The 17,910-nt window shown below is 63.5% G+C and carries 18 protein-coding genes; 5 read left to right on the top strand and 13 right to left on the bottom strand.

Annotation, left to right across the window (positions count from 1 at the left end):
- Positions 1-8: 8 nt before the first annotated feature.
- Positions 9-989 carry a DUF2125 domain-containing protein gene (locus Q7J44_RS22950; RefSeq protein WP_304883400.1) on the top strand — a complete coding sequence of 327 codons (981 nt, stop codon included), beginning with the start codon at positions 9-11 and terminating at the stop codon, positions 987-989.
- Between the two features lie 6 nt (positions 990-995).
- Here Q7J44_RS22950 and Q7J44_RS22955 read toward each other — a convergent pair whose 3' ends face one another.
- The 6 genes from Q7J44_RS22955 to Q7J44_RS22980 all read right to left on the bottom strand — a co-directional run bounded on the left by Q7J44_RS22955 (position 996) and on the right by Q7J44_RS22980 (position 7,226).
- The gene (locus tag Q7J44_RS22955; RefSeq protein WP_304883401.1) at positions 996-1,922 is read right to left on the bottom strand and encodes an extensin family protein; all 927 of its coding nucleotides are present in this window, start codon (positions 1,920-1,922) and stop codon (positions 996-998) included.
- Positions 1,922-2,857, bottom strand: a complete 936-nt coding sequence (locus Q7J44_RS22960; RefSeq protein WP_304883402.1) for a prephenate/arogenate dehydrogenase family protein — start codon at positions 2,855-2,857, stop codon at positions 1,922-1,924. Before Q7J44_RS22960 ends, Q7J44_RS22955 begins: the two co-directional genes overlap by 1 nt.
- Positions 2,854-3,939 (bottom strand): histidinol-phosphate transaminase, encoded by a 1,086-nt coding sequence (gene hisC, locus Q7J44_RS22965; RefSeq protein WP_304883403.1) that lies wholly within the window; start codon positions 3,937-3,939, stop codon positions 2,854-2,856. Before hisC ends, Q7J44_RS22960 begins: the two co-directional genes overlap by 4 nt.
- 170 nt (positions 3,940-4,109) lie before the next feature.
- Complete coding sequence (rpsD, locus tag Q7J44_RS22970) at positions 4,110-4,730, bottom strand: 30S ribosomal protein S4 (protein ID WP_118149834.1); 621 nt, start codon at positions 4,728-4,730, stop codon at positions 4,110-4,112.
- Between the two features lie 259 nt (positions 4,731-4,989).
- On the bottom strand, positions 4,990-6,063 hold the full coding sequence (locus tag Q7J44_RS22975; protein ID WP_304883404.1) for a Hint domain-containing protein: 1,074 nt from the start codon (positions 6,061-6,063) through the stop codon (positions 4,990-4,992).
- A 140-nt stretch (positions 6,064-6,203) separates the two neighbouring features.
- Positions 6,204-7,226, bottom strand: a complete 1,023-nt coding sequence (locus Q7J44_RS22980; RefSeq protein WP_304883405.1) for a GlxA family transcriptional regulator — start codon at positions 7,224-7,226, stop codon at positions 6,204-6,206.
- 133 nt (positions 7,227-7,359) lie between these two features.
- Between Q7J44_RS22980 and Q7J44_RS22985 the strand changes: the two genes are divergently transcribed.
- The 4 genes from Q7J44_RS22985 to Q7J44_RS23000 all read left to right on the top strand — a co-directional run bounded on the left by Q7J44_RS22985 (position 7,360) and on the right by Q7J44_RS23000 (position 11,062).
- On the top strand, positions 7,360-8,268 hold the full coding sequence (locus Q7J44_RS22985) for a sugar kinase (protein ID WP_304883406.1): 909 nt from the start codon (positions 7,360-7,362) through the stop codon (positions 8,266-8,268).
- Positions 8,269-8,467: 199 nt separating this feature from the next.
- A complete protein-coding gene (locus Q7J44_RS22990) occupies positions 8,468-9,475 on the top strand; it encodes an ABC transporter substrate-binding protein (protein ID WP_304883407.1) in 1,008 nt (335 codons plus the stop codon).
- 34 nt (positions 9,476-9,509) lie between these two features.
- Positions 9,510-10,298: an ABC transporter ATP-binding protein gene (locus Q7J44_RS22995; protein WP_304883408.1), complete on the top strand. Its 789-nt coding sequence runs from the start codon at positions 9,510-9,512 to the stop codon at positions 10,296-10,298.
- A complete protein-coding gene (locus Q7J44_RS23000; RefSeq protein ID WP_304883409.1) occupies positions 10,298-11,062 on the top strand; it encodes an ABC transporter permease in 765 nt (254 codons plus the stop codon). Before Q7J44_RS22995 ends, Q7J44_RS23000 begins: the two co-directional genes overlap by 1 nt.
- 78 nt (positions 11,063-11,140) lie before the next feature.
- Here Q7J44_RS23000 and Q7J44_RS23005 read toward each other — a convergent pair whose 3' ends face one another.
- From Q7J44_RS23005 to truA, 7 genes are all read right to left on the bottom strand, one after another.
- Complete coding sequence (locus Q7J44_RS23005) at positions 11,141-11,299, bottom strand: hypothetical protein (protein WP_304883410.1); 159 nt, start codon at positions 11,297-11,299, stop codon at positions 11,141-11,143.
- Positions 11,296-12,663: an amidase gene (locus Q7J44_RS23010; RefSeq protein ID WP_304883411.1), complete on the bottom strand. Its 1,368-nt coding sequence runs from the start codon at positions 12,661-12,663 to the stop codon at positions 11,296-11,298. The genes Q7J44_RS23005 and Q7J44_RS23010 overlap by 4 nt, the downstream gene beginning before the upstream one ends.
- The gene (locus tag Q7J44_RS23015) at positions 12,647-14,071 is read right to left on the bottom strand and encodes a TRAP transporter large permease subunit (RefSeq protein ID WP_304883412.1); all 1,425 of its coding nucleotides are present in this window, start codon (positions 14,069-14,071) and stop codon (positions 12,647-12,649) included. Before Q7J44_RS23015 ends, Q7J44_RS23010 begins: the two co-directional genes overlap by 17 nt.
- 37 nt (positions 14,072-14,108) lie before the next feature.
- Positions 14,109-14,705, bottom strand: coding sequence for a TRAP transporter small permease subunit (locus tag Q7J44_RS23020; RefSeq protein WP_304883413.1), 597 nt, complete (start codon positions 14,703-14,705; stop codon positions 14,109-14,111).
- 100 nt (positions 14,706-14,805) lie between these two features.
- Positions 14,806-15,945, bottom strand: coding sequence for a TRAP transporter substrate-binding protein (locus tag Q7J44_RS23025; RefSeq protein ID WP_304883414.1), 1,140 nt, complete (start codon positions 15,943-15,945; stop codon positions 14,806-14,808).
- 135 nt (positions 15,946-16,080) lie between these two features.
- A complete protein-coding gene (locus Q7J44_RS23030; protein ID WP_304883415.1) occupies positions 16,081-17,043 on the bottom strand; it encodes a D-glycerate dehydrogenase in 963 nt (320 codons plus the stop codon).
- Positions 17,044-17,091: 48 nt separating this feature from the next.
- Positions 17,092-17,862 carry a tRNA pseudouridine(38-40) synthase TruA gene (gene truA / locus Q7J44_RS23035; protein WP_304883416.1) on the bottom strand — a complete coding sequence of 257 codons (771 nt, stop codon included), beginning with the start codon at positions 17,860-17,862 and terminating at the stop codon, positions 17,092-17,094.
- Between the last annotated feature and the right edge of the window lie 48 nt (positions 17,863-17,910).

Consider the following 17,910-nt stretch of genomic DNA (forward strand, 5'->3'; position numbering starts at 1 on the left):
GGCCGAAGATGCGCGCAGTGCTTTGGATCGCTACCGTTCTGGTCGTGCTGTGGTCAGGCTATTGGTTTGTTGGAAAAATCACAGTGGAGCGCGGGTTTGAGGGGTTTGTGCAGGCCGCCCCCGAAAACGGGCTGACGGTGGCGCAGGCAGGCTACCGCGTGGCAGGCTTTCCCAACCGCTTCGATCTGACTGTGACGGAACCGCGCGTCACCGACCAGCGCAGTGAAATCCGGTGGGAGGCGCCTTTTGTGCAGGTCTTCTCGCTCAGCTACCGCCCCTGGCATGTGATCGCGGCCTTTGCGCCGCAACAGACCCTCCGCACCCCGGGCGAAGACATCACCCTGCAATCGGGCAAGCTGCAGGCCAGTGTGGTGGTGTCGCCCACCACCGCGCTGACGCTGGACCGCACAACCTTTGTCGGCGATGAAATCCGCGCCACGTCCAGCCTTGGCTGGGTGCTGGCGGCTGACACGCTGCGCTTTGCACTGCGCAGCGATCCCAGTCTGACCAATACCTACGACATCGGGCTGGAACTGCTGAACCTGTCACCCGATCCGGCGCTTGTCGCCCGCCTGCCAGAGCTGCCGCCACAGATCTCGATTACACGGATCAATGCAAACGCCACCCTGTCCGCCCCGCTCGACCGCTTTGCCGGTGAAACCCGCCCCGACCTGACCGCGCTGACCCTGCGCGAGGCTGTGATGACATGGGGCGCGCTGTCGCTGTCGGCCAAGGGCGATCTGCGGGTGGTGAACGGTCTGCCCGAGGGCCGGATCGACCTGCGCGCCACCGGCTGGCGCAATCTGGCGGTGCTGGCGGCCAGTCTGGGGCTGATCACGCCCGAGTTTGCGCCGACGATGACCAACATGATGCAGGCAGCGGCCGGCAGTTCAGGCGACCCGGATGTTCTGGAAATGCCGTTGATTTTTGAGGGTGGCCAGATGCTGCTGGGCCCGCTGCCGCTGGGGCCTGCGCCGCGTCTGAATTAATTATGCCTAACGGCAATAGGTGCTGCCGCGTTGCGCGGTGTCGAAATGCAGATGGTCTTCGTGCATCCCGTCAGACCCCGGGCCAAGGGTTGTACTGAAGATCCCGCAGGCGGCTTTATGGGCTTTGCGCATGCTGGCGTCAAAATTCCGCAGTACCGGCACCGTCTTTCCGTTTGAAAAGGTAAAGCCGGAGATATCGATCGCCCGGCCCTTGCCATGTTCGCTGACTTTGGCCCCGGCGCGGTGATTGCGCGGGCGGCAGACATAATGCCCCGCCACCTGCAATTGCACGACTTTGCCCTTGCCATAGGCCGGCTCTACCCCGCGCTCCACCCAGGCTTTCAACGCGCGGGCGGTGTCACACTCCACCGTCGCAGGCTGGCTCAGCCGCACACCGGCCACGCTGGTGATGCGCACCGGATTGGCCACGCCGCAGCCCTGTATGCGCGAAGTGATCGGTGCCAGCACCTCACCCCGGATCGACGGATCGCCGCAGACCGCACCCTTGACCGAGACCACGCCCTGCTTGCCCGGTTTGACCGGCGCAATCGTGGCCGCGACCAGCTGCTGGTTCACAATCTCCGCAGGGCGTTTTGACGGGCGCAGAACACTGAATAGGCCTTTTCGCTCCGGCACCGGCTCCGGCGCTGCCACCGCCACAGCTGCGGCCTCAACCTGCGGCGCAACCGGCTCGGCAGGGACTGCCACGACCGGAGCCGCCGCAGCAAGGTCGCTGGGCCGCCCTTTGGGCCGCAGCGACTGCGCCATGACCGGGCGCGCGGCGGCCTGAGTAGTAACCCCTAGCGTCTGCGCATCGGTCACAGCCGCCATTCCGGGCCGGGCCAGCGGGCGCAGCGAAGCAGAGGGCGCATCGGCAAGGGCGACGCCTGTCGCGACCAAAGCCATCACCGCCGCCATCACCGCCTGTCGCATCAGCCTTTGCCCTTTTCTCCGCCCTGCGGAACCCGTCCGAAATCCGGTGCCGCAGTATCCTGCCCCGCCTCGATAATGCCACGCCTGATGGCGCGGGTGCGGGTGAAATAGGCGTGAAGATGCTCACCATCCCCCATGCGGATGGCGCGCTGCAGGGTGAACAGCTCTTCGGTAAAGCGGCCAAGGATATCGAGCACCGCATCCTTGTTGGTCAGGAACACATCGCGCCACATCACCGGATCGCTCGCGGCAATCCGGGTCAGGTCGCGGAACCCGCCCGCCGAGTACTTGATGACCTCGGAATTCGACACCCGCCGCATATGTTCCGCCACGCCGACCATGGTATAGGCAATCAGGTGCGGCGTATGGCTGGTCACGGCCAGCACCAGATCATGATGCGCCACGTCCATCTCATCGACATTGGCCCCCATGCCCTCGCACAAGGCCCGCAGGCGGGCGACTCCCCCGGCGTCCGCCCCGTCCAGCGGGGTCAGCAGCCACCAGCGGTTCTGGAACAGCGTGGCAAAGCCCGACCTTGGCCCGGAATGTTCCGTGCCCGCAATCGGGTGGCCGGGAATGAAATGCACGCCCACAGGCATATGCGGGGCCACCGCTTCAACCACCGCGCCCTTGACCGAGCCGACATCCGTCACCGTGGCACCGGAGGCCAGATGCGGCCCGATCTCGGCGGCAATCTCGCCCATCACGCCCACCGGCACGCACAGCACCACCAGATCGGCACCCTGCACCGCCTCTGCCGCCGTGGCGAACACCCGGTCGCACAGCCCGATCTGCACGGCAATATCCCGGCTTTCGGCCGATTTCGCATGGCCGACAATCTCGCCTGCCAGCCCGTATTGCCGCATCGCATGCGCCATGGACGAGGCGATCAGCCCCAGACCGATCAGCGCGACACGCTGGTACAGGACCGTCATTTCAGCCCCTTGAACTGCCCCACCGCATGCGCAATGCGACGGCAGCCAGCCTCATCCCCAACGGTGATGCGCAGGCAATGCGGCAGCTTGTACGCTGCCACCCGCCGCACGATCAGCCCTTGCGATTGCAGGAAATTATCGCAGGCCTCGGCCTCTTCGACACTGGCAAAGCGGGCCAGCACAAAATTCGCCATGCTGGTGTCAGATGGCACGCCCACCTCGGCCAGAGCTTCGGCCAGCCAGTGGCGCATCCGGGCGTTCTCGGACCGGCATTTGTTGACCCAGTCCTGATCGCGCACCGCCGCCTCGGCCACCTCCAGCTGGGTGGTCGACAGGTTGAACGGCCCGCGGATGCGGTTGAGCACGTCAACGATGTGCTTTGGCCCGTAGCCCCAGCCAATGCGCAGCCCGCCAAGCCCGTAAATCTTGGAAAACGTCCGCGTCATGAACACATTCTCGCGCCCGGTCGCCAGACCTGATCCGCCGTCATAGCCTTCGACATATTCGGCATAAGCCCCGTCGATCACCAGAATGGCCTGCGGTGGCAGACCTGCCGCCAGCCGCTCCATCTCGGCGGGCGAAATCATCGTGCCGGTCGGGTTGTTGGGGTTGGCAATGAACACCAGTTTGGTGCGCTTGGTGCAGGCGCGCAGAATGGCATCGACATCGGCCATCCGCTCGCGCTCGGGCACTTCCACCGGAGTGGCCCCGACCGACAGCGCCGAGATGCGGTACATCAGAAACCCGTGTTCGGTGAACACCACCTCATCCTTCGGCCCGGCATAGGCCTGGCACAGAAAGGTGATGATCTCATCCGAGCCGACACCGCAGATGATCCGCTCCGGGTCCAGCCAGTGCACATCGCCGATCGCCTGACGCAGTGCGGCGTGATCGGTGCCGGGATAGCGGTGCAGGCTGTGCACGGTCTTGCCAAACACCTCTTTCGCCCTGTCGCCCGGGCCGAACGGATTTTCGTTCGACGACAGCTTGAGCGCATTTGACACGCCGGCCAGATGCGCCTTGCCGCCTTCGTAAAGCGCAATGTCCAGAATGCCGGGCTGCGGGCGGATTGTGTCGTGCATAGTGGCCTCCAACTCACCCGGGGGTTCTAGCGGGCAAGGGGCGGTTAGACCAGTGCGATTATGGGACGCAGGACCCGCAATCAACCGCCCCGCCCGCCGGGACAACCCCACAGGCACAACGCAAAAAGGCCGCCCCGGGGGACGGCCTTTGCAACAGCTTGTGCGACAGATCAGTTCTTGGCGTAGTATTCGACGACCAGGTTCGGTTCCATCACGACCGGATACGGCACATCGCCCAGACCCGGGGTGCGCACGAAGGTCACGACCAGTTTGTTGTGGTCGACTTCCAGATAATCGGGCACGTCACGCTCGGACGACTGCACGGCTTCCAGAATGATCGCCAGCTGGCGCGACTTTTCGCGGACCGAGATCACGTCGCCCTCTTTCACACGGTAAGACGCGATGTTCACGCGCTGACCGTTCACCTGCACATGGCCGTGGTTCACGAACTGGCGGGCGGCGAACACGGTCGGCACCAGCTTGGCGCGGTAAACCACCGCATCCAGACGGCGCTCCAGCAGGCCGATCAGCATCTCGCCGGTGTCGCCACGCACGCGTTCTGCTTCACCAAAGATCTTGCGGAATTGCTTTTCGGTCAGGTCACCATAGTAACCCTTCAGCTTTTGCTTGGCGCGCAGCTGGGTGCCGAAATCGGACAGTTTGTTCTTGCGGCGCTGACCGTGCTGGCCCGGGCCGTATTCACGCTTGTTGACCGGCGATTTGGCGCGGCCCCAGATGTTCTCGCCCATGCGGCGGTCAATTTTATACTTGGCAGACGTGCGTTTGGTCACGGCTGATCTCCTTCGTTCAATTTGAAGGGCGTTGTCCTTGTGCCTTCCGGCCCGACAGGCATCCCCTTGCGGGGTCCACCAACACCAATGAAAAGCCCCGGAGGATACCCGCCGGGACAGAGCGCGCTTATACGCGCCAAAACCACAGTGTCAACAGCAGCCCCTCATCTGTTCCCAAATATCCTCGGGGGGGAGGAGCGAAGCGACGGGGGGCAGACAGCCCCCCGCACCGCTAGCCAGAAGAGTCAGGCCAGCAACGTCAGGCCGCCGCATCATGACGCAGGATCGCCACTTCCGATGACGACAGGTTGCGCCGGGCGTAGTCGCCATAGCTGGCCGGGTTCCCGGCAATCTCCGGCACAGCCGCCAGCAGCGCCGCGCGCTGATCCGGCTCTATGGTGTCCAACGCGGTGTTGGAGGGGTGAAAACTCTCGGTCTCCATCCCGTTGGCCCAGACAATATTGTGCCGGTCCAGCAGAATGTGGATATATGTCACCTCGCGCAGCGCATGATCGATGCAGATCGTGCCATCGTTCAGCAGATCTTCAGCCTTGACCAGCACCTCGTGCGCGTTGAACAGCGCGCGGGCTGCCGGGCCGTTCAGCACCATCCGGTGCTGAGGGGACACGACCAGATCGCCGTCGGGCCGGTCAAGCCCCAGCGCGCCGGAGCGGAACCGTATGGGCCGCAGATGCGGCATCGCATACAGCCGCGCGCCGCTCATCCGCCGACTGCCGGTCCACAGGATGTCCTGCGCGCCATTGTCCTTGGTCAGAATTCGGTCACCGGGGCGCAGGTTCTGAATCAGCCGCGGGCCATCCGGGGTGGCGATACGCGTATCGGGGGTAAAGCAGATCACCCCGCCCGCCACCCGTGCGCCCGCACCCGAATGGGTGCGGTCAATCGCGGTGCGCACCACCCACAGATCCTGCCCCGGCGGTGGCAGATCGCCCACGAACATCAACAACCGCGCGCCGGTATCGGGCACCGGCAGCAGCGTTACCGACCAACTGTGATGGCCATCTGTCACGATGAAGCCCTGATCGGGGGCTTCATCCTCATCCTCCGGCGCGGACTCTGCGCCGGCCGGATCACACGCCACCGCAACGCCAATCAGACGCCGCACCATTTTCGCAGCTCGCCTGCGAATGTCCGCAGTTCCCTCGGCCCCCTCCAGCAGAAGTGTCCCGCCCTGACCATCCACGCAGACAGGCTTGCCGGACCAGCGCCACGAGGCACCAACGGCAAGACTGTCCAGCGGGGCGGTGCCCAAGCCGTCAATTTCTGTCTGTGACCAGGAAATCACGAACGTGCCCTTTAAGCCCGTTCCCATGCCCGTCCCTATTCTTTTGTCTGCTCGTGTTTTTATTAACGAAAGGTTAACAACACAGGGCGACTCTGGCTATGGCCAACACGCAACAGTCGGGCAGGAAATGCAAAGATTGTGCACAAAGACACACCCAACGCACCGCCCTACTTGCCAAAATGCGAGAATCGATAGGGGGAGATGCCGTATTTCACCCGGAAAGACTTGGAAAAATGCGAGCTGCTGGCATAGCCACAGGCAATCGCCACCTCTGTCACGCTCATGTCAGTTTCGGCCAACAGCGCGCGGCCATGTTGCAGCCGCAGGTCGTTCATATAGCGCACCGGGGTTACCCCCATATAGCGACTGAACAGCCGCTCTATTTGCCGGCGTGACAGCTTCAGCTGCGCGGCACAAGCATCCAGATCAAACGGCTCCTCAATGCGCGCCTCAAGGAACGCAACTGCCTCGATCAGTTTTTCATGCCGTGTGCCCAGCCTTGCCGCCAGTGACGTGGTCTGCTCATCCGCCTCGCGTCGCCGCTGGCTCAGCAGGCACATGTTCATCACCTCCTGGCTCAGGGCGATGCCAAAGCGGTCGTGGATGATCTCCAGCATCAGATCAGCTGCCGCGACACCACCGGCACAGGTGACGATCCGGTCGTCGATGCAGAACACCTGTCGCGCCGCGGTCAGTTCGGGGAAGGTTTCGGCAAAGCCGGTCAGGTTTTCCCAGTGCAGGGTAAAGCGCCGCCCTTTCAGAATGCCCGCCCGTGCCAAAGCATAGGCCCCGGTGCACAGCCCCCCCACCACGCGGCCCCGCCGCCATAGCCCGCGCAGCCAGTCGGCCAATGCCGCACTCACCTGATGCTCCGGCTCGACCCCCGAACAGACCAGCACCACACCTTCGGGCTGCACCGCCGCAAACGGCCCGTCGACCATGATCGGCACGCCGTTGGAACAGGCCACCGCCTGCCCGTCCGCCGACAGCGTCTGCCAATGGAACAACGCCTGCCCGGTCAGTTGATTGGCAATCCGCAGGGGCTCAATCGCCGAAGCAAACGCCAGCATGGTGAACTTTGGCAGGAGCACAAAGCTGACCGACACGGGGCCAGACATACTGCCAGACACGGCGGCCATGTCCACATGGGCCACCCCTTTGGCGATAAAGCGCGTTGCGTCGTCGGTCATCCGGAGGCCCCTTTGTTTCAGCTTTCTGCCACCAACACGGGCCCTGCGCCAGAGACTACAGCGCCCTGCCCCCGTTGCAGCCCCCGCCGCCCTCGGCTACGGTCGCGCGGCACTGAGAATAGGAGCCGCAACCATGTCAAAATCCCTGTTGAGCCTTGGCGAATGCATGGTGGAACTGTCGCTGACCGCCTCGGGGGATTACGCGCGCGGCTTTGCGGGCGATACGTTCAACGCCGCATGGTACGCCCGCCGCCTGCTGCCCGCAGACTGGACCGTGGCTTACGGGTCCTGCATCGGCACAGATGCCGTGTCGGATGAAATGTCGGCCTTCATCGCGGGGGAAGGGATAGACACCGCCACCCTGCGCCGCCTGCCCGACCGCACCGTGGGCCTGTACATGATCAGCCTGCGCGACGGCGAGCGCAGCTTTTCCTACTGGCGCGGGCAATCGGCGGCCAAGATGCTCGCCGATAACCCCGACTGGCTGGCCGCCACCCTGCAGGGGCGCGACATCATCCATTTTTCCGCCATCACCCTTGCCATCCTGTCCCCCGACCACCGCACCGCCTTTTGCGACGCCTTGCGCCACGCGCGCGCGAATGGCAGCCTGATCGCGTTCGACACCAACCTGCGCCCACGCCTGTGGGACGGTACTGATGCGATGCGCGCAGGCGTGATGCTGGGGGCATCGGTGGCCGATATCGTGCTGCCGTCGTTTGACGAAGAAACCGGCCTCTGGGGCGACACGTCCGCCGCTGACACCATCGCGCGCTATCGGCAGGCCGGAGCGAGCCGCGTGGTGGTCAAGGATGGCGGCGGCCCAGTCACCTTTTGGTCTGCCGACCACGGCACCCGTCAGCACCCGGCGGCAAAGGTTGCGCAGATCGTCGATACCACAGCGGCGGGCGACAGCTTTGCCGGTGGCTTTCTCGCGCATCTGGCGATGGGCGAAACCGAGGATCAGGCCGTACAGGCCGCCATGGCCCTGGCAGCGAAGGTGATCCAGTCCCGTGGCGCGCTGGTGCCAGCGATCTTCGCCTGACTCTGGCACCACGACGCAAGGGCAAGACTGCCAATGCCCACCGTCCTCGCCAAACAATCTGCCCGCAAAACAGGCGGTCGCATGTGATTATGGCGTAAAATCAGGCAGACCCGTGGGCGGTGGGTCCAACACCACCGCCGCGCATGGACACCGGCCCGGGCTTTGTCACCCTTTCACAAAACCAATATGGGAGTGAGAGATGATCCGCCACGCCGCCACAATTTTCGCCGCCGCTCTGCTGATCGGGTCGGCGGCCAGTGCCGACACCGCCATGCCCTTTGCGCTGGACTGGAAGTTCGAAGGCCCCGCCGCGCCCTACTTCGTAGCGCTGGACAAAGGCCACTTCGCCGCCGAAGGGCTGACGGTGGAAATCACCGAAGGCGCAGGTTCGCTCGATGCCATTCCGAAGGTGGCCACCGGGGCCTATCCGGTCGGCTTTGCCGATATCAACAGCCTGATGAAATTCCTTGACCAGAACCCCGGCGCGCCGGTGACTGCCGTCATGATGATCTATGACAAACCGCCCTTCGCCATGGTCGGCCGCAAATCTCTGGGCATCAACGCCCCCGGCGATATCTCCGGCAAAATCCTTGGTGCGCCGCCGCCGGATGGCGCATGGGCGCAGTTCCCGATCTTCGCGGCTGAAAACGGCATCGACATGGCCTCTGTCACCGTTGAACCTGTAGGCTTTCCGGTGCGCGAACCGATGCTGGCCGAGGGCAAGGTGGCCGCCGTCACCGGTTTCAGCTTCACCTCCAGCCTGAACGTCAAACGCCTTGGCGTGCCCGAGGATGACATCTCGGTCATCCTGATGGCCGATCATGGCGTCGCACTTTATGGCAATGCGGTCATCGTCAACACCGACTTCGCTGCCGCTAACCCCGAGGCGGTCACCGGCTTTCTGCGCGCCATCGCCAAGGGCTGGAAAGACACCGTAGCCGACCCCGACGCCGCCATCGCCAGCCTGATCAGCCGCAACCCCGCCGCCGATGCCACGCTGGAAGGCGAACGTCTGGCGCTGTCGATCAAGGACAATGTGATGACCGATTGGGTCATGGCCAACGGCCTTGGCAACATCGACGCCGCCCGGATGGACAAGGCGATCGAGCAGACCAAATCGGTTTACACCTTCACCAATGCCCCCGATGCGGCGCTGTATTTTGATCCGACATGGCTGCCCGCAGATGGCAGCCTGATGATGCAATAAGGCCCCAGCCGCCCGGAAACGGGCGGCGCACACCATGGCAAACCTCATCGAGATCAAGGGCGTCACCCACGCCTACCGCACCAAATCCGGCCCGCTGCCGGTGCTGGACAATCTGAACATCGCCGTGCCCGAAGGCGAATTCGCCGCCGTTGTCGGCCCCTCTGGCTGTGGCAAATCCACGCTCACCCGTCTTGTCGCCGGCCTGATGAAGCCTGACCGGGGCGAAGTCTGGCTGCATGGCGAGCGCGTCTCCAGCCCGCGCAAGACCGTGGGCATGGCGTTCCAGAACCCGGTGCTGCTGGAATGGCGCAGCATTCTGGAAAACGTGATCCTGCCGCTGGAAATCGTCGCCCCCCGCATGCCGCAAAAGGACCGTGAGGCGCGTGCGATGCACTTGCTGGAGATGGTCGGGCTGAAAGGGTTTGAGGCCAAACGCCCCAGCGAACTTTCCGGCGGCATGCGGCAGCGCGCCAGCCTGTGCCGCGCCATCGTGCACAAACCCGATGTGCTGATCATGGACGAACCCTTTGGCGCGCTGGACAATTTCACCCGCGAAGACCTGTGGCAAACCATGCGTGACCTGCGGGCGGCCGAGCCCTTTACCTGCGTGCTGATCACCCATGACCTGCGTGAAAGCGTCTTCTTGGGCGATCAGGTTTTTGTGCTGTCTGGCCGTCCCGCCCGCACCCAGATGGTGCTGGATGTCGATCTGCCCGCCGACCGCACGCTCGACATCCTTTATCAGCCGAAAGCGCAAGAGATGCTGCACACCCTGCGCGACCAGATCCGCATTGCGCAAGGCCGCGACGGGAACGCACACTGATGGAAACGCTGCAGAAAATCGCCGTGCCCATTCTGGCCGTTGTCCTGTTCCTTGTGGCATGGGAGGCGCTGGTCTGGGTCAACGACTGGCCGAATTACAAGATGGCCTCGCCGTCAGACCTGCCCCCCGCGTTCTGGAAATTCCGCTGGCTGTTTCTGGAAATGGGCTGGCAGACCCTGTGGCGCACCGTGCTTGGCCTTGGCCTAGCGGTGCTGTTCGGCACGCTGATCGGCATGATCATGGGCTTTTCGCGCATTGCCCGCGACGGGCTTTATCCGCTGCTCGTCGGGTTCAACGCGATTCCCAAGGCGACGCTGGTGCCGGTGATCAGCCTGATCTTCATCGGCCAGCATGATTTCAACACCGTGCTGATGGCGTTTCTGATCAGCTTTTTCCCGATTGCCGTGTCGGTCGGCATCGGGTTGTCGACGCTGGAACCGGAGTATCGCGATATTCTGCGCAGCCTTGGCGCATCGCGCCTGACCATTTTCCGCAAGATCGCGCTGCCGAAAACCCTGCCCGAGTTCTTCGGCGCGTTGAAAGTGTCGGTCACGCTGGCCTTCATCGGCACCAATCTGGTGGAGATCGTGGCCCCGCACGGGCGCGGACTGGGGGCGCTGTTTAAATCGGGGGAAACCAATGGCGATTACCCGCTGATGTTCGCGGTTCTGATCGCACTCGCAGCACTTGGCATCCTGCTGTATTACGCAGTGCTGGTGCTGGAACGCATCTTTGCCGGCTGGGCCGAACGGCCACAAACCTGACCGGAACGCTCTTCCAGCGTGACCGCTGTCATCGCTGCCCCAACGATGACAGCGGTAACGCTGGAAGAGCGGCCCCTGTCAGCCCTTGCGCCGCAGGTTGCTGATCAGATCCCAGCCCGCCAGTGCCACAGTCACGCTGACCACGCCGATCAGGTCCAGACGCGGCACATGCCACAGCAGGATGCCCAGAAACCCGAGCAAGACCGCAAACGCGAAAATCGCCATCACATTGTTCATCGGCTTTCGCCTCCCTCAGCCTGCGTGTCCACATGCGCCATCAGCCAGCGTGCCGTGCGCAGCAAACGCGCATCATCGCCCCGCCGCCCCACCAGTTGCAACCCCATCGGCAAGCCACTGTCAGACCAGAACAGCGGCAATGTCACTGCAGGAACCCCGGCCAGCGTCCACAACCCGTTGAAAATCGCCGAGCCGGTATACTCCAGCCCCTCAGGTGCCGGGCCCGGCGCTGCCGGGCACAGGATCGCATCGCAACGCTCAAACACCGGGTGCAGCGCGCCGTTCAACAGCGCGCGCCAGTCCAGCGCGGCTAGATAATCGCGCGCCAGAACCGCCTTGCCCTCGTCCATCGCGGCCTTCAGCACATCCGACATCTGATCGCGCCCGCGCCGTTCGATCCCGTAATAGCACTTGGCCATTTCGGCAAAGTTGATCCGCTGGCGGATCGCCGCCACCTCGCCCAACCCCGGCAGGTCAGCCTCAAAGCATTGCTCGCCCAGCAGGGCCGCCACTTCCTCAACCGCCGCCCGCATCTGCGGGTCGGCGTCTTCCCAGCCTGGCGGGCGCAGAAAGGCAAACATCGGCGTGACCGGCACCTTGGCCAGTGTCACATCCAGCATCCGGGGCACCGGCACGGCTTCGGTGGCGCTGTCTGCCGGGTCATGCCCGGTCAGCACCTCTATCAGCAGGGCGGCATCCTCGACCGACCGGGCAAACACTCCCACCGTATCCAGAAACGGCGATTGCGGCAGAATGCCGGTGCGCGGGATCAGGCCAAAGCTGGGCTTCACCCCCACCACCCCGCAATAGGCCGCAGGCCGGATCACCGATCCGCCGGTCTGGGTGCCGATGGCCAGCGGCACCATGCCCGCCGCCACCGCCGCCGCTGACCCTTGCGAAGACCCCCCCGGCGTATGGCCGGCGTTGTGCGGGTTCCGGGTCTTGCCGGGGTGCATATAGGCCCCTTCGGTCGTCACCGTCTTGCCAAGGATGATCGCCCCCGCCGCCCGCAGGCGCGCGACGATCCACGCATCTTCCGCTGGCACCCGGCCTGCATCCACCGTCAGACCGTTTGCCGTCGGAATGCCCTTGGTGTCGATGATGTCCTTCAACGCCACCGGCACACCGTGCAGCGGGCCGATGGGCCGCCCCGCCACCCGGCGCGCATCTAAGCTGCGCGCCTGTTCCAGCGCATGGTCACCATCCAGCCACGCCCAGGCCTGCACCTGCGGCTCGACCTCGGCGATGCGGGCAAGGTAGGCTTCCACCACCTCGACCGCACGTAAGGCCCCGTTTGCCAGCCGGTCGCGCAGCACCAGCGCGCCCAAACCCGTCAGATCGCTGCGTTTATCGTCCCGGGCCATAAAACGCCTCCGGCAGGGTGAACACGATTTGCGGGAAGGTATAGAGCAGCACCATACAGATGATCACCATACCGCAATACGGCAGCACGCCTTTGAAAATCTCGGTCAGCTTGATCTGCGGCGGGGCAATCCCCTTCAGATAATACGCACTCATCGCCATGGGCGGCGTGAGGAATGACGTCTGCAGGTTCAGCGCCACCAGCACGCCAAAGAACAACGGATCAATGCCGAACAGCGGCAGCAGCGGCAGGAAGATCGGCACGAAGATGATGATGATTTCCGACCATTCCAGCGGCCAGCCCAGCAGGAAAATGATGATCTGCGCCATGATCAGGAATTGAATTGGCGTCAGATCGAAGCTTTGCACAAACTCGGCGATCACATGCTCACCGCCCAGATAGCTGAACACTGCCGAGAATGTATAGGACCCGACAAACAGCCAGCACACCATCGCCGTCGTCCGGACCGTCAGATACACGCTTTCGCGCAACCGCTGGAAGGTCATGGCGCGGTAGGCAACCGCCAGCACCATTCCACCAAGCGCGCCGATGGACGCAGCCTCGGTCGGGGTGGCCAGACCGAACAGGATCGAGCCCAGCACCGCAAAGATCAGAAAGGCCAGCGGGAAGAAACTGGTCATCAGCATGAGGATCAGCTTGCTCCAGGGCACTTCGGGCATTTCTTCGCGTGTCGGCTTAGGCGCAAGCTTCGGGTTCAGGATCGACCGCCCGATGATATAGAGCAGATACAGCCCCACCAGCGTAAAGCCGGGCAGCAGGGCCCCCGCATACAGCCGCACAATCGACACACCCGAAGACGCGGCATAGACGATCAGCATGATCGACGGCGGAATCAGAATGCCCAGCGTGCCGCCCGCACAGATGATGCCAGTGGCAAAGGAATGGTCATAGCGCGCTTTCAGCATCTGCGGCAGCGCCAGCAGACCCATCAGCGTGACCACCGCGCCGACAATGCCTGTGGCGGTGGCAAACAGCGCGCAGGTCAGCAGCGCCGCCACGCCCATCGACCCGGGAATGTTGCGGGTGGCAATCGCCAGCGTGCCGAACAGCTTGTCGACGATGTTGGCGCGTTCAACGATGTAGCCCATGAACAGGAACAGCGGAATCGCGGTCAGCACCTCGTTCGAGATTACCGTATAGGTCTGGTTTACGAACAAATCGAAGATCCGGTTGTTGTAAAACCCCTCGATCCACAGACTGGTGCTGTCCCACCAGCTGGCATCCTCGGTCAGCCGGTTGTAGCCGCGCCACATCCGGCTGGGGTCGAAGTAGGCGTAATAGCCAAAGGCAATGCCAAGCGCCATCAGCGTAAAGGCAATCGGGAAGCCCAGGAAGACGAAGGCAATAAAGATGCCCAGCATCATAAGGGCGATTTGCGGGTCGGTCACGTTTGCGAACTCCGGGATGGGGCGGCGGTTGGGCCGATTACCTTTGGGCCTTGGCGGCAGCGTCGGCAGCCGCCTCGGCGGCCTGCTTGATCAGCAGTTGTTCGGTTTCCTCGACATCTTCATCGGCCTGCAGCCAGACCCCGCTGCGCATGCAGATGATGCAGCGGAACACCTGCGCCAGACCCTGAATCAGCAGCAGGATACCGGCCGCAACGATCACCGACTTGAACTGATAGATCGGAATGCCGGCCGGGCTGTTGACCGACACTTCGGCATAGCCCCAGGACCGGCTGGAGTACTTCCAGCCCGTGAACACCAGCGCCAGAATGCCGGGAAAGAAGAACAGGACATATAGCACCAGATCGACCAGCGCCTGTGTCTGCGGTCTCCATGTGCGGTACAGGAAATCGCCCCGCACATGCCCCCCGCGTGACAGCGTATAGGCCCCGCCCATCATGAACATCGTGCCGTACATGATAAAACTGAGGTCCAGCGCCCAGGGCGTCGGGCGGTTGAACGCGTAGCGCACCAGCACCTCATAGGCCATGCCAAAGGTCATCAGGATGACCAGCCAACCAAAGGTCTTGCCAAACCAGGCAGACAGCTGGTCGGCAAATCGAATATACCCGAGCATAGGGGAAACTCCGTTCATGCGGTCATGCGGGCGGATCGGCCCGAAGCAAGGATCACGGCACAGAGGAAACGGGGGCGCAATCACGCGCCCCCGGATCAGATTACAGCTTCAGCTTGCCGGGGAAGTAATGCTCGTAAGCCAGCCCCAGATCCGGCGCGTTCATCAGCTCGTAATAGGCGACCTTCTCAACCCACTCACGCTGGCTGTCCATCACCTTCTTGTTGAAGGCGTCGCCTTCCAGATCGGTGATCAACGTGTCCCAGGCCCCCAGCTGCGCTTCGAGGATCTCTTTCGAGGTACGGTGAACGATCACGCCGTTGTCGGCCTGCAACTCGGCCAGATCCTTGGAGTATTCGCGCATGGCCAGTGCAAGGTTCGACGTGGCCGAAGCCTCGACGCCGTATTTCAGAATCGCTTGCAGATCGGGGTCCAGATCTTCAAGGAAATCCTTGTTGAAGGTGAATTCAAACGCCTCGGACGCCTGGTGATAGGACGACAGATAGTAGTTCTTGGCGACATCCTGCGCGCCGAAACGGCGGTCGGACGACGGGTTGTTGAATTCGAATGCGTCGATCACGCCACGCTCCATCGCGGGCACAATCTCGCCGCCCGGAAGCTGCGCCACCGACATGCCCATGGCTTGCAAAAGGTCAGCCGCCAGACCGACGGTCCGGTATTTGAAGCCCTGAATGTCGGCGACCGTGTTCACCTCACCCTTGAACCAGCCGAACGGCTGCGCAGGCATCGGCATCCCCATGTAGCCAACAACGTTCAGCCCCAGCACATCCTGCGTCAGCTCACGGTAGAACTCGGCCCCGCCGCCCTGATAGAACCAGCCCAGCATGGTCGAAGCCGAACCGCCGAACACCGGCCCGGTGCCGAAGAACGATGCGGCCTTGTGCTTGCCGTACCAGTACACCGGCACGGTGTGGGTGGCGTCGATCACGCCGTCATGCACGGCGTCCATGACCTGAAACGCGCCGACAATCGCACCGGCAGGCAGCAGGTCGATCTTCAGACGGCCACCCGACATTTCCTCAACCCGCGTGACGTATTCACGCGCGAAATCCATCCAGATGTCAGACGCCGGCCACGAGGTCTGCATCTTCATCACAATCGGGGCCTGCGCCAGAACGGCCGGGGCCGCCAGCACTGAGGCCGCCGCAGCAGCAGATCCGCCCACTGCACCCTTGCGCAGGAACGAACGACGGGAAAGCCCGGTAGTGCGGGTATCAGTCATGTGGTGTCCTCCCAGACGATTATGGCCGCCCTTGGCAGCCTGTTATCAGATTGAAGTTTAACGTGAGGGCACCGAAAAGCAAGCACTGGTCAGTTTAATTTACCACTATACCCAGTGTTCGGTATGCGCCTTGCCTCAGGCCACCCGGTCGCCGGGCTCCGCGCCAGCAAAAAACGCATCCAGATTGTCCAATGCCCGGAATCCCATCGCATCGCGGGTTTCTTCGGTGGCCGATCCGATATGGGGCAGCAGGAAAACATTCGGCAAAGCCGCAAGCGCCGGATTGCCGCCCGGTTCGGTCTGAAACACATCCAACCCCGCCGCGAACAACCGCCCCCCGCGCAGCGCCTCGACCAGCGCCGCCTCGTCCACCAGCCCGCCGCGGGCGGTGTTCACCAGAATCGCCCGATCGGGCAATTGCGCCAGCGTGGCGGCGTTGATGATGCCCGCATTCTGCGGGGTGGACGGGCAATGCAGGCTCAGCACATCCGACACCGCCAGCAACCCCTCCAGCGTGTCATGAAACACCGCACCCTTTTCCAGATGCTCCGGCAGGCGGCGGCGGTTGTGGTAATGCACCTCCATCCCGAAGCCGCGCGCCCGGTCTGCTGTCACCTGCCCCACCCGCCCCATGCCCAGAACGCCAAAGCGTTTGCCGGTCACCTGCCGCCCCACCATGAAGGCGGGCGACCAGAAATCCCATTTACCGGCCCGGATCATCGCATCGCCCTCGGCCCCGCGCCGGGCGGCGCCCAGCATGCACAACATGGCAATCTCGGCCGTGGCATCCGACAGCACATCGGGCGTATTGGTCACCACAATCCCCGCCGCCTTCGCCGCCGCCAGATCAACATGATCGGTGCCCACCGAATGGTTGGCGATGATCTTCAGCCTTGGCCCCAGCTCGGCGATCACATCGGCGCTGAACCGTTCGGAATGGCAGGGCAGCACGGCATCGACCGCGCGGCAGGTCGCGATCAGCTCTTCGCGGTCAAACAGCCGGTCTTCGGGGTTCAGGATCACCTCATAATCCCGTGCCGCCCGCGCTTCGACCACAGCGCGCAGCTTGCGCGCGATAAACAGCTTTGGTTTTGTCATATCTGCCTCCCAGCTTGGGTGCAGACCCTAACCCGTCACGCAGCAGTTTCAAGCAAAGGGATCGACCCGATAGCCAACGCCGGTCAGATACAGCCCCTGCGGCGGGCAGACCGGCCCGCAAGCCGCCCGGTCCCGCGCCTCCAGCGCCGCCTTCACATCATCAGGGGTCCAACCCCCCGCCCCCACCCGCTCCAGCGTGCCGACGATGGAGCGCACCTGATTGTGCAGAAAGCTGCGCGCCCGCAGGACAAAACGATATTCGACACCCCCCGCATAGGGGTGTTCATAAATGGAAACTTCATCCAGCGTCTTCATCGGCGATTTCGCCTGACAAAACGTCGAGCGGAAGGTGGTGAAGTCGTGATGTCCGGTCAGATGCGCCGCCCCCGCCCGCATCGCGTCTGCGTCCAGCGGGTTCAGTACCTGCCAGACCCGGCCACGGTCATGCGTGACCGGCGCGCGCCGCGCCACCAGCCGGAACAGATAGCGCCGCTCGGTGGCCGAAAACCTTGCGTGAAAATCATCCGGCACGCGCGCCGCCGCGATAATCGCCACCGGCGCGGGCTTCAGATGCCAGTTCAGCGCCTCGGACAGCCGGTACGGGTCCCAGTCGCGCACCAGATCCACCGTCGCCACCTGCCCGGTGCCATGCACCCCGGCATCGGTGCGCCCGGCCGCCGCAATCGTATGCGGCCCCGGTTGCAGCCGCGACAGCGCCGCCTCGACCGCCGCCTGCACCGAAGGCTGATGCGCAGCCTGCCGTTGCCAGCCCTGAAACGGGCCACCGTCATAGTCGATTTTCAGCGCAAAGCGGGGCATTTGCGCTGCATAACGGATTTCGCCTGTCCTGCAAGCCCTGTGCCGGAG

The sequence above is a fragment of the Pseudotabrizicola sp. genome (assembly GCF_030656345.1).
In the GTDB taxonomy this organism is placed as follows: Bacteria; Pseudomonadota; Alphaproteobacteria; order Rhodobacterales; family Rhodobacteraceae; genus Pseudotabrizicola.

Excerpts from the sequence above, each read along its gene's own strand:
- Q7J44_RS22950 (WP_304883400.1), top strand. The coding sequence starts at position 9 with ATGCGCGCAGTGCTTTGGATCGCTACCGTTCTGGTCGTGCTGTGGTCA.
- Q7J44_RS22955 (WP_304883401.1), bottom strand. The coding sequence starts at position 1,922 with ATGCGACAGGCGGTGATGGCGGCGGTGATGGCTTTGGTCGCGACAGGC.
- Q7J44_RS22960 (WP_304883402.1), bottom strand. The coding sequence starts at position 2,857 with ATGACGGTCCTGTACCAGCGTGTCGCGCTGATCGGTCTGGGGCTGATC.
- hisC (WP_304883403.1), bottom strand. The coding sequence starts at position 3,939 with ATGCACGACACAATCCGCCCGCAGCCCGGCATTCTGGACATTGCGCTT.
- Q7J44_RS22975 (WP_304883404.1), bottom strand. The coding sequence starts at position 6,063 with ATGGGAACGGGCTTAAAGGGCACGTTCGTGATTTCCTGGTCACAGACA.
- Q7J44_RS22980 (WP_304883405.1), bottom strand. The coding sequence starts at position 7,226 with ATGACCGACGACGCAACGCGCTTTATCGCCAAAGGGGTGGCCCATGTG.
- Q7J44_RS22985 (WP_304883406.1), top strand. The coding sequence starts at position 7,360 with ATGTCAAAATCCCTGTTGAGCCTTGGCGAATGCATGGTGGAACTGTCG.
- Q7J44_RS22990 (WP_304883407.1), top strand. The coding sequence starts at position 8,468 with ATGATCCGCCACGCCGCCACAATTTTCGCCGCCGCTCTGCTGATCGGG.
- Q7J44_RS22995 (WP_304883408.1), top strand. The coding sequence starts at position 9,510 with ATGGCAAACCTCATCGAGATCAAGGGCGTCACCCACGCCTACCGCACC.
- Q7J44_RS23000 (WP_304883409.1), top strand. The coding sequence starts at position 10,298 with ATGGAAACGCTGCAGAAAATCGCCGTGCCCATTCTGGCCGTTGTCCTG.
- Q7J44_RS23005 (WP_304883410.1), bottom strand. The coding sequence starts at position 11,299 with ATGAACAATGTGATGGCGATTTTCGCGTTTGCGGTCTTGCTCGGGTTT.
- Q7J44_RS23010 (WP_304883411.1), bottom strand. The coding sequence starts at position 12,663 with ATGGCCCGGGACGATAAACGCAGCGATCTGACGGGTTTGGGCGCGCTG.
- Q7J44_RS23020 (WP_304883413.1), bottom strand. The coding sequence starts at position 14,705 with ATGCTCGGGTATATTCGATTTGCCGACCAGCTGTCTGCCTGGTTTGGC.
- Q7J44_RS23025 (WP_304883414.1), bottom strand. The coding sequence starts at position 15,945 with ATGACTGATACCCGCACTACCGGGCTTTCCCGTCGTTCGTTCCTGCGC.
- Q7J44_RS23030 (WP_304883415.1), bottom strand. The coding sequence starts at position 17,043 with ATGACAAAACCAAAGCTGTTTATCGCGCGCAAGCTGCGCGCTGTGGTC.
- truA (WP_304883416.1), bottom strand. The coding sequence starts at position 17,862 with ATGCCCCGCTTTGCGCTGAAAATCGACTATGACGGTGGCCCGTTTCAG.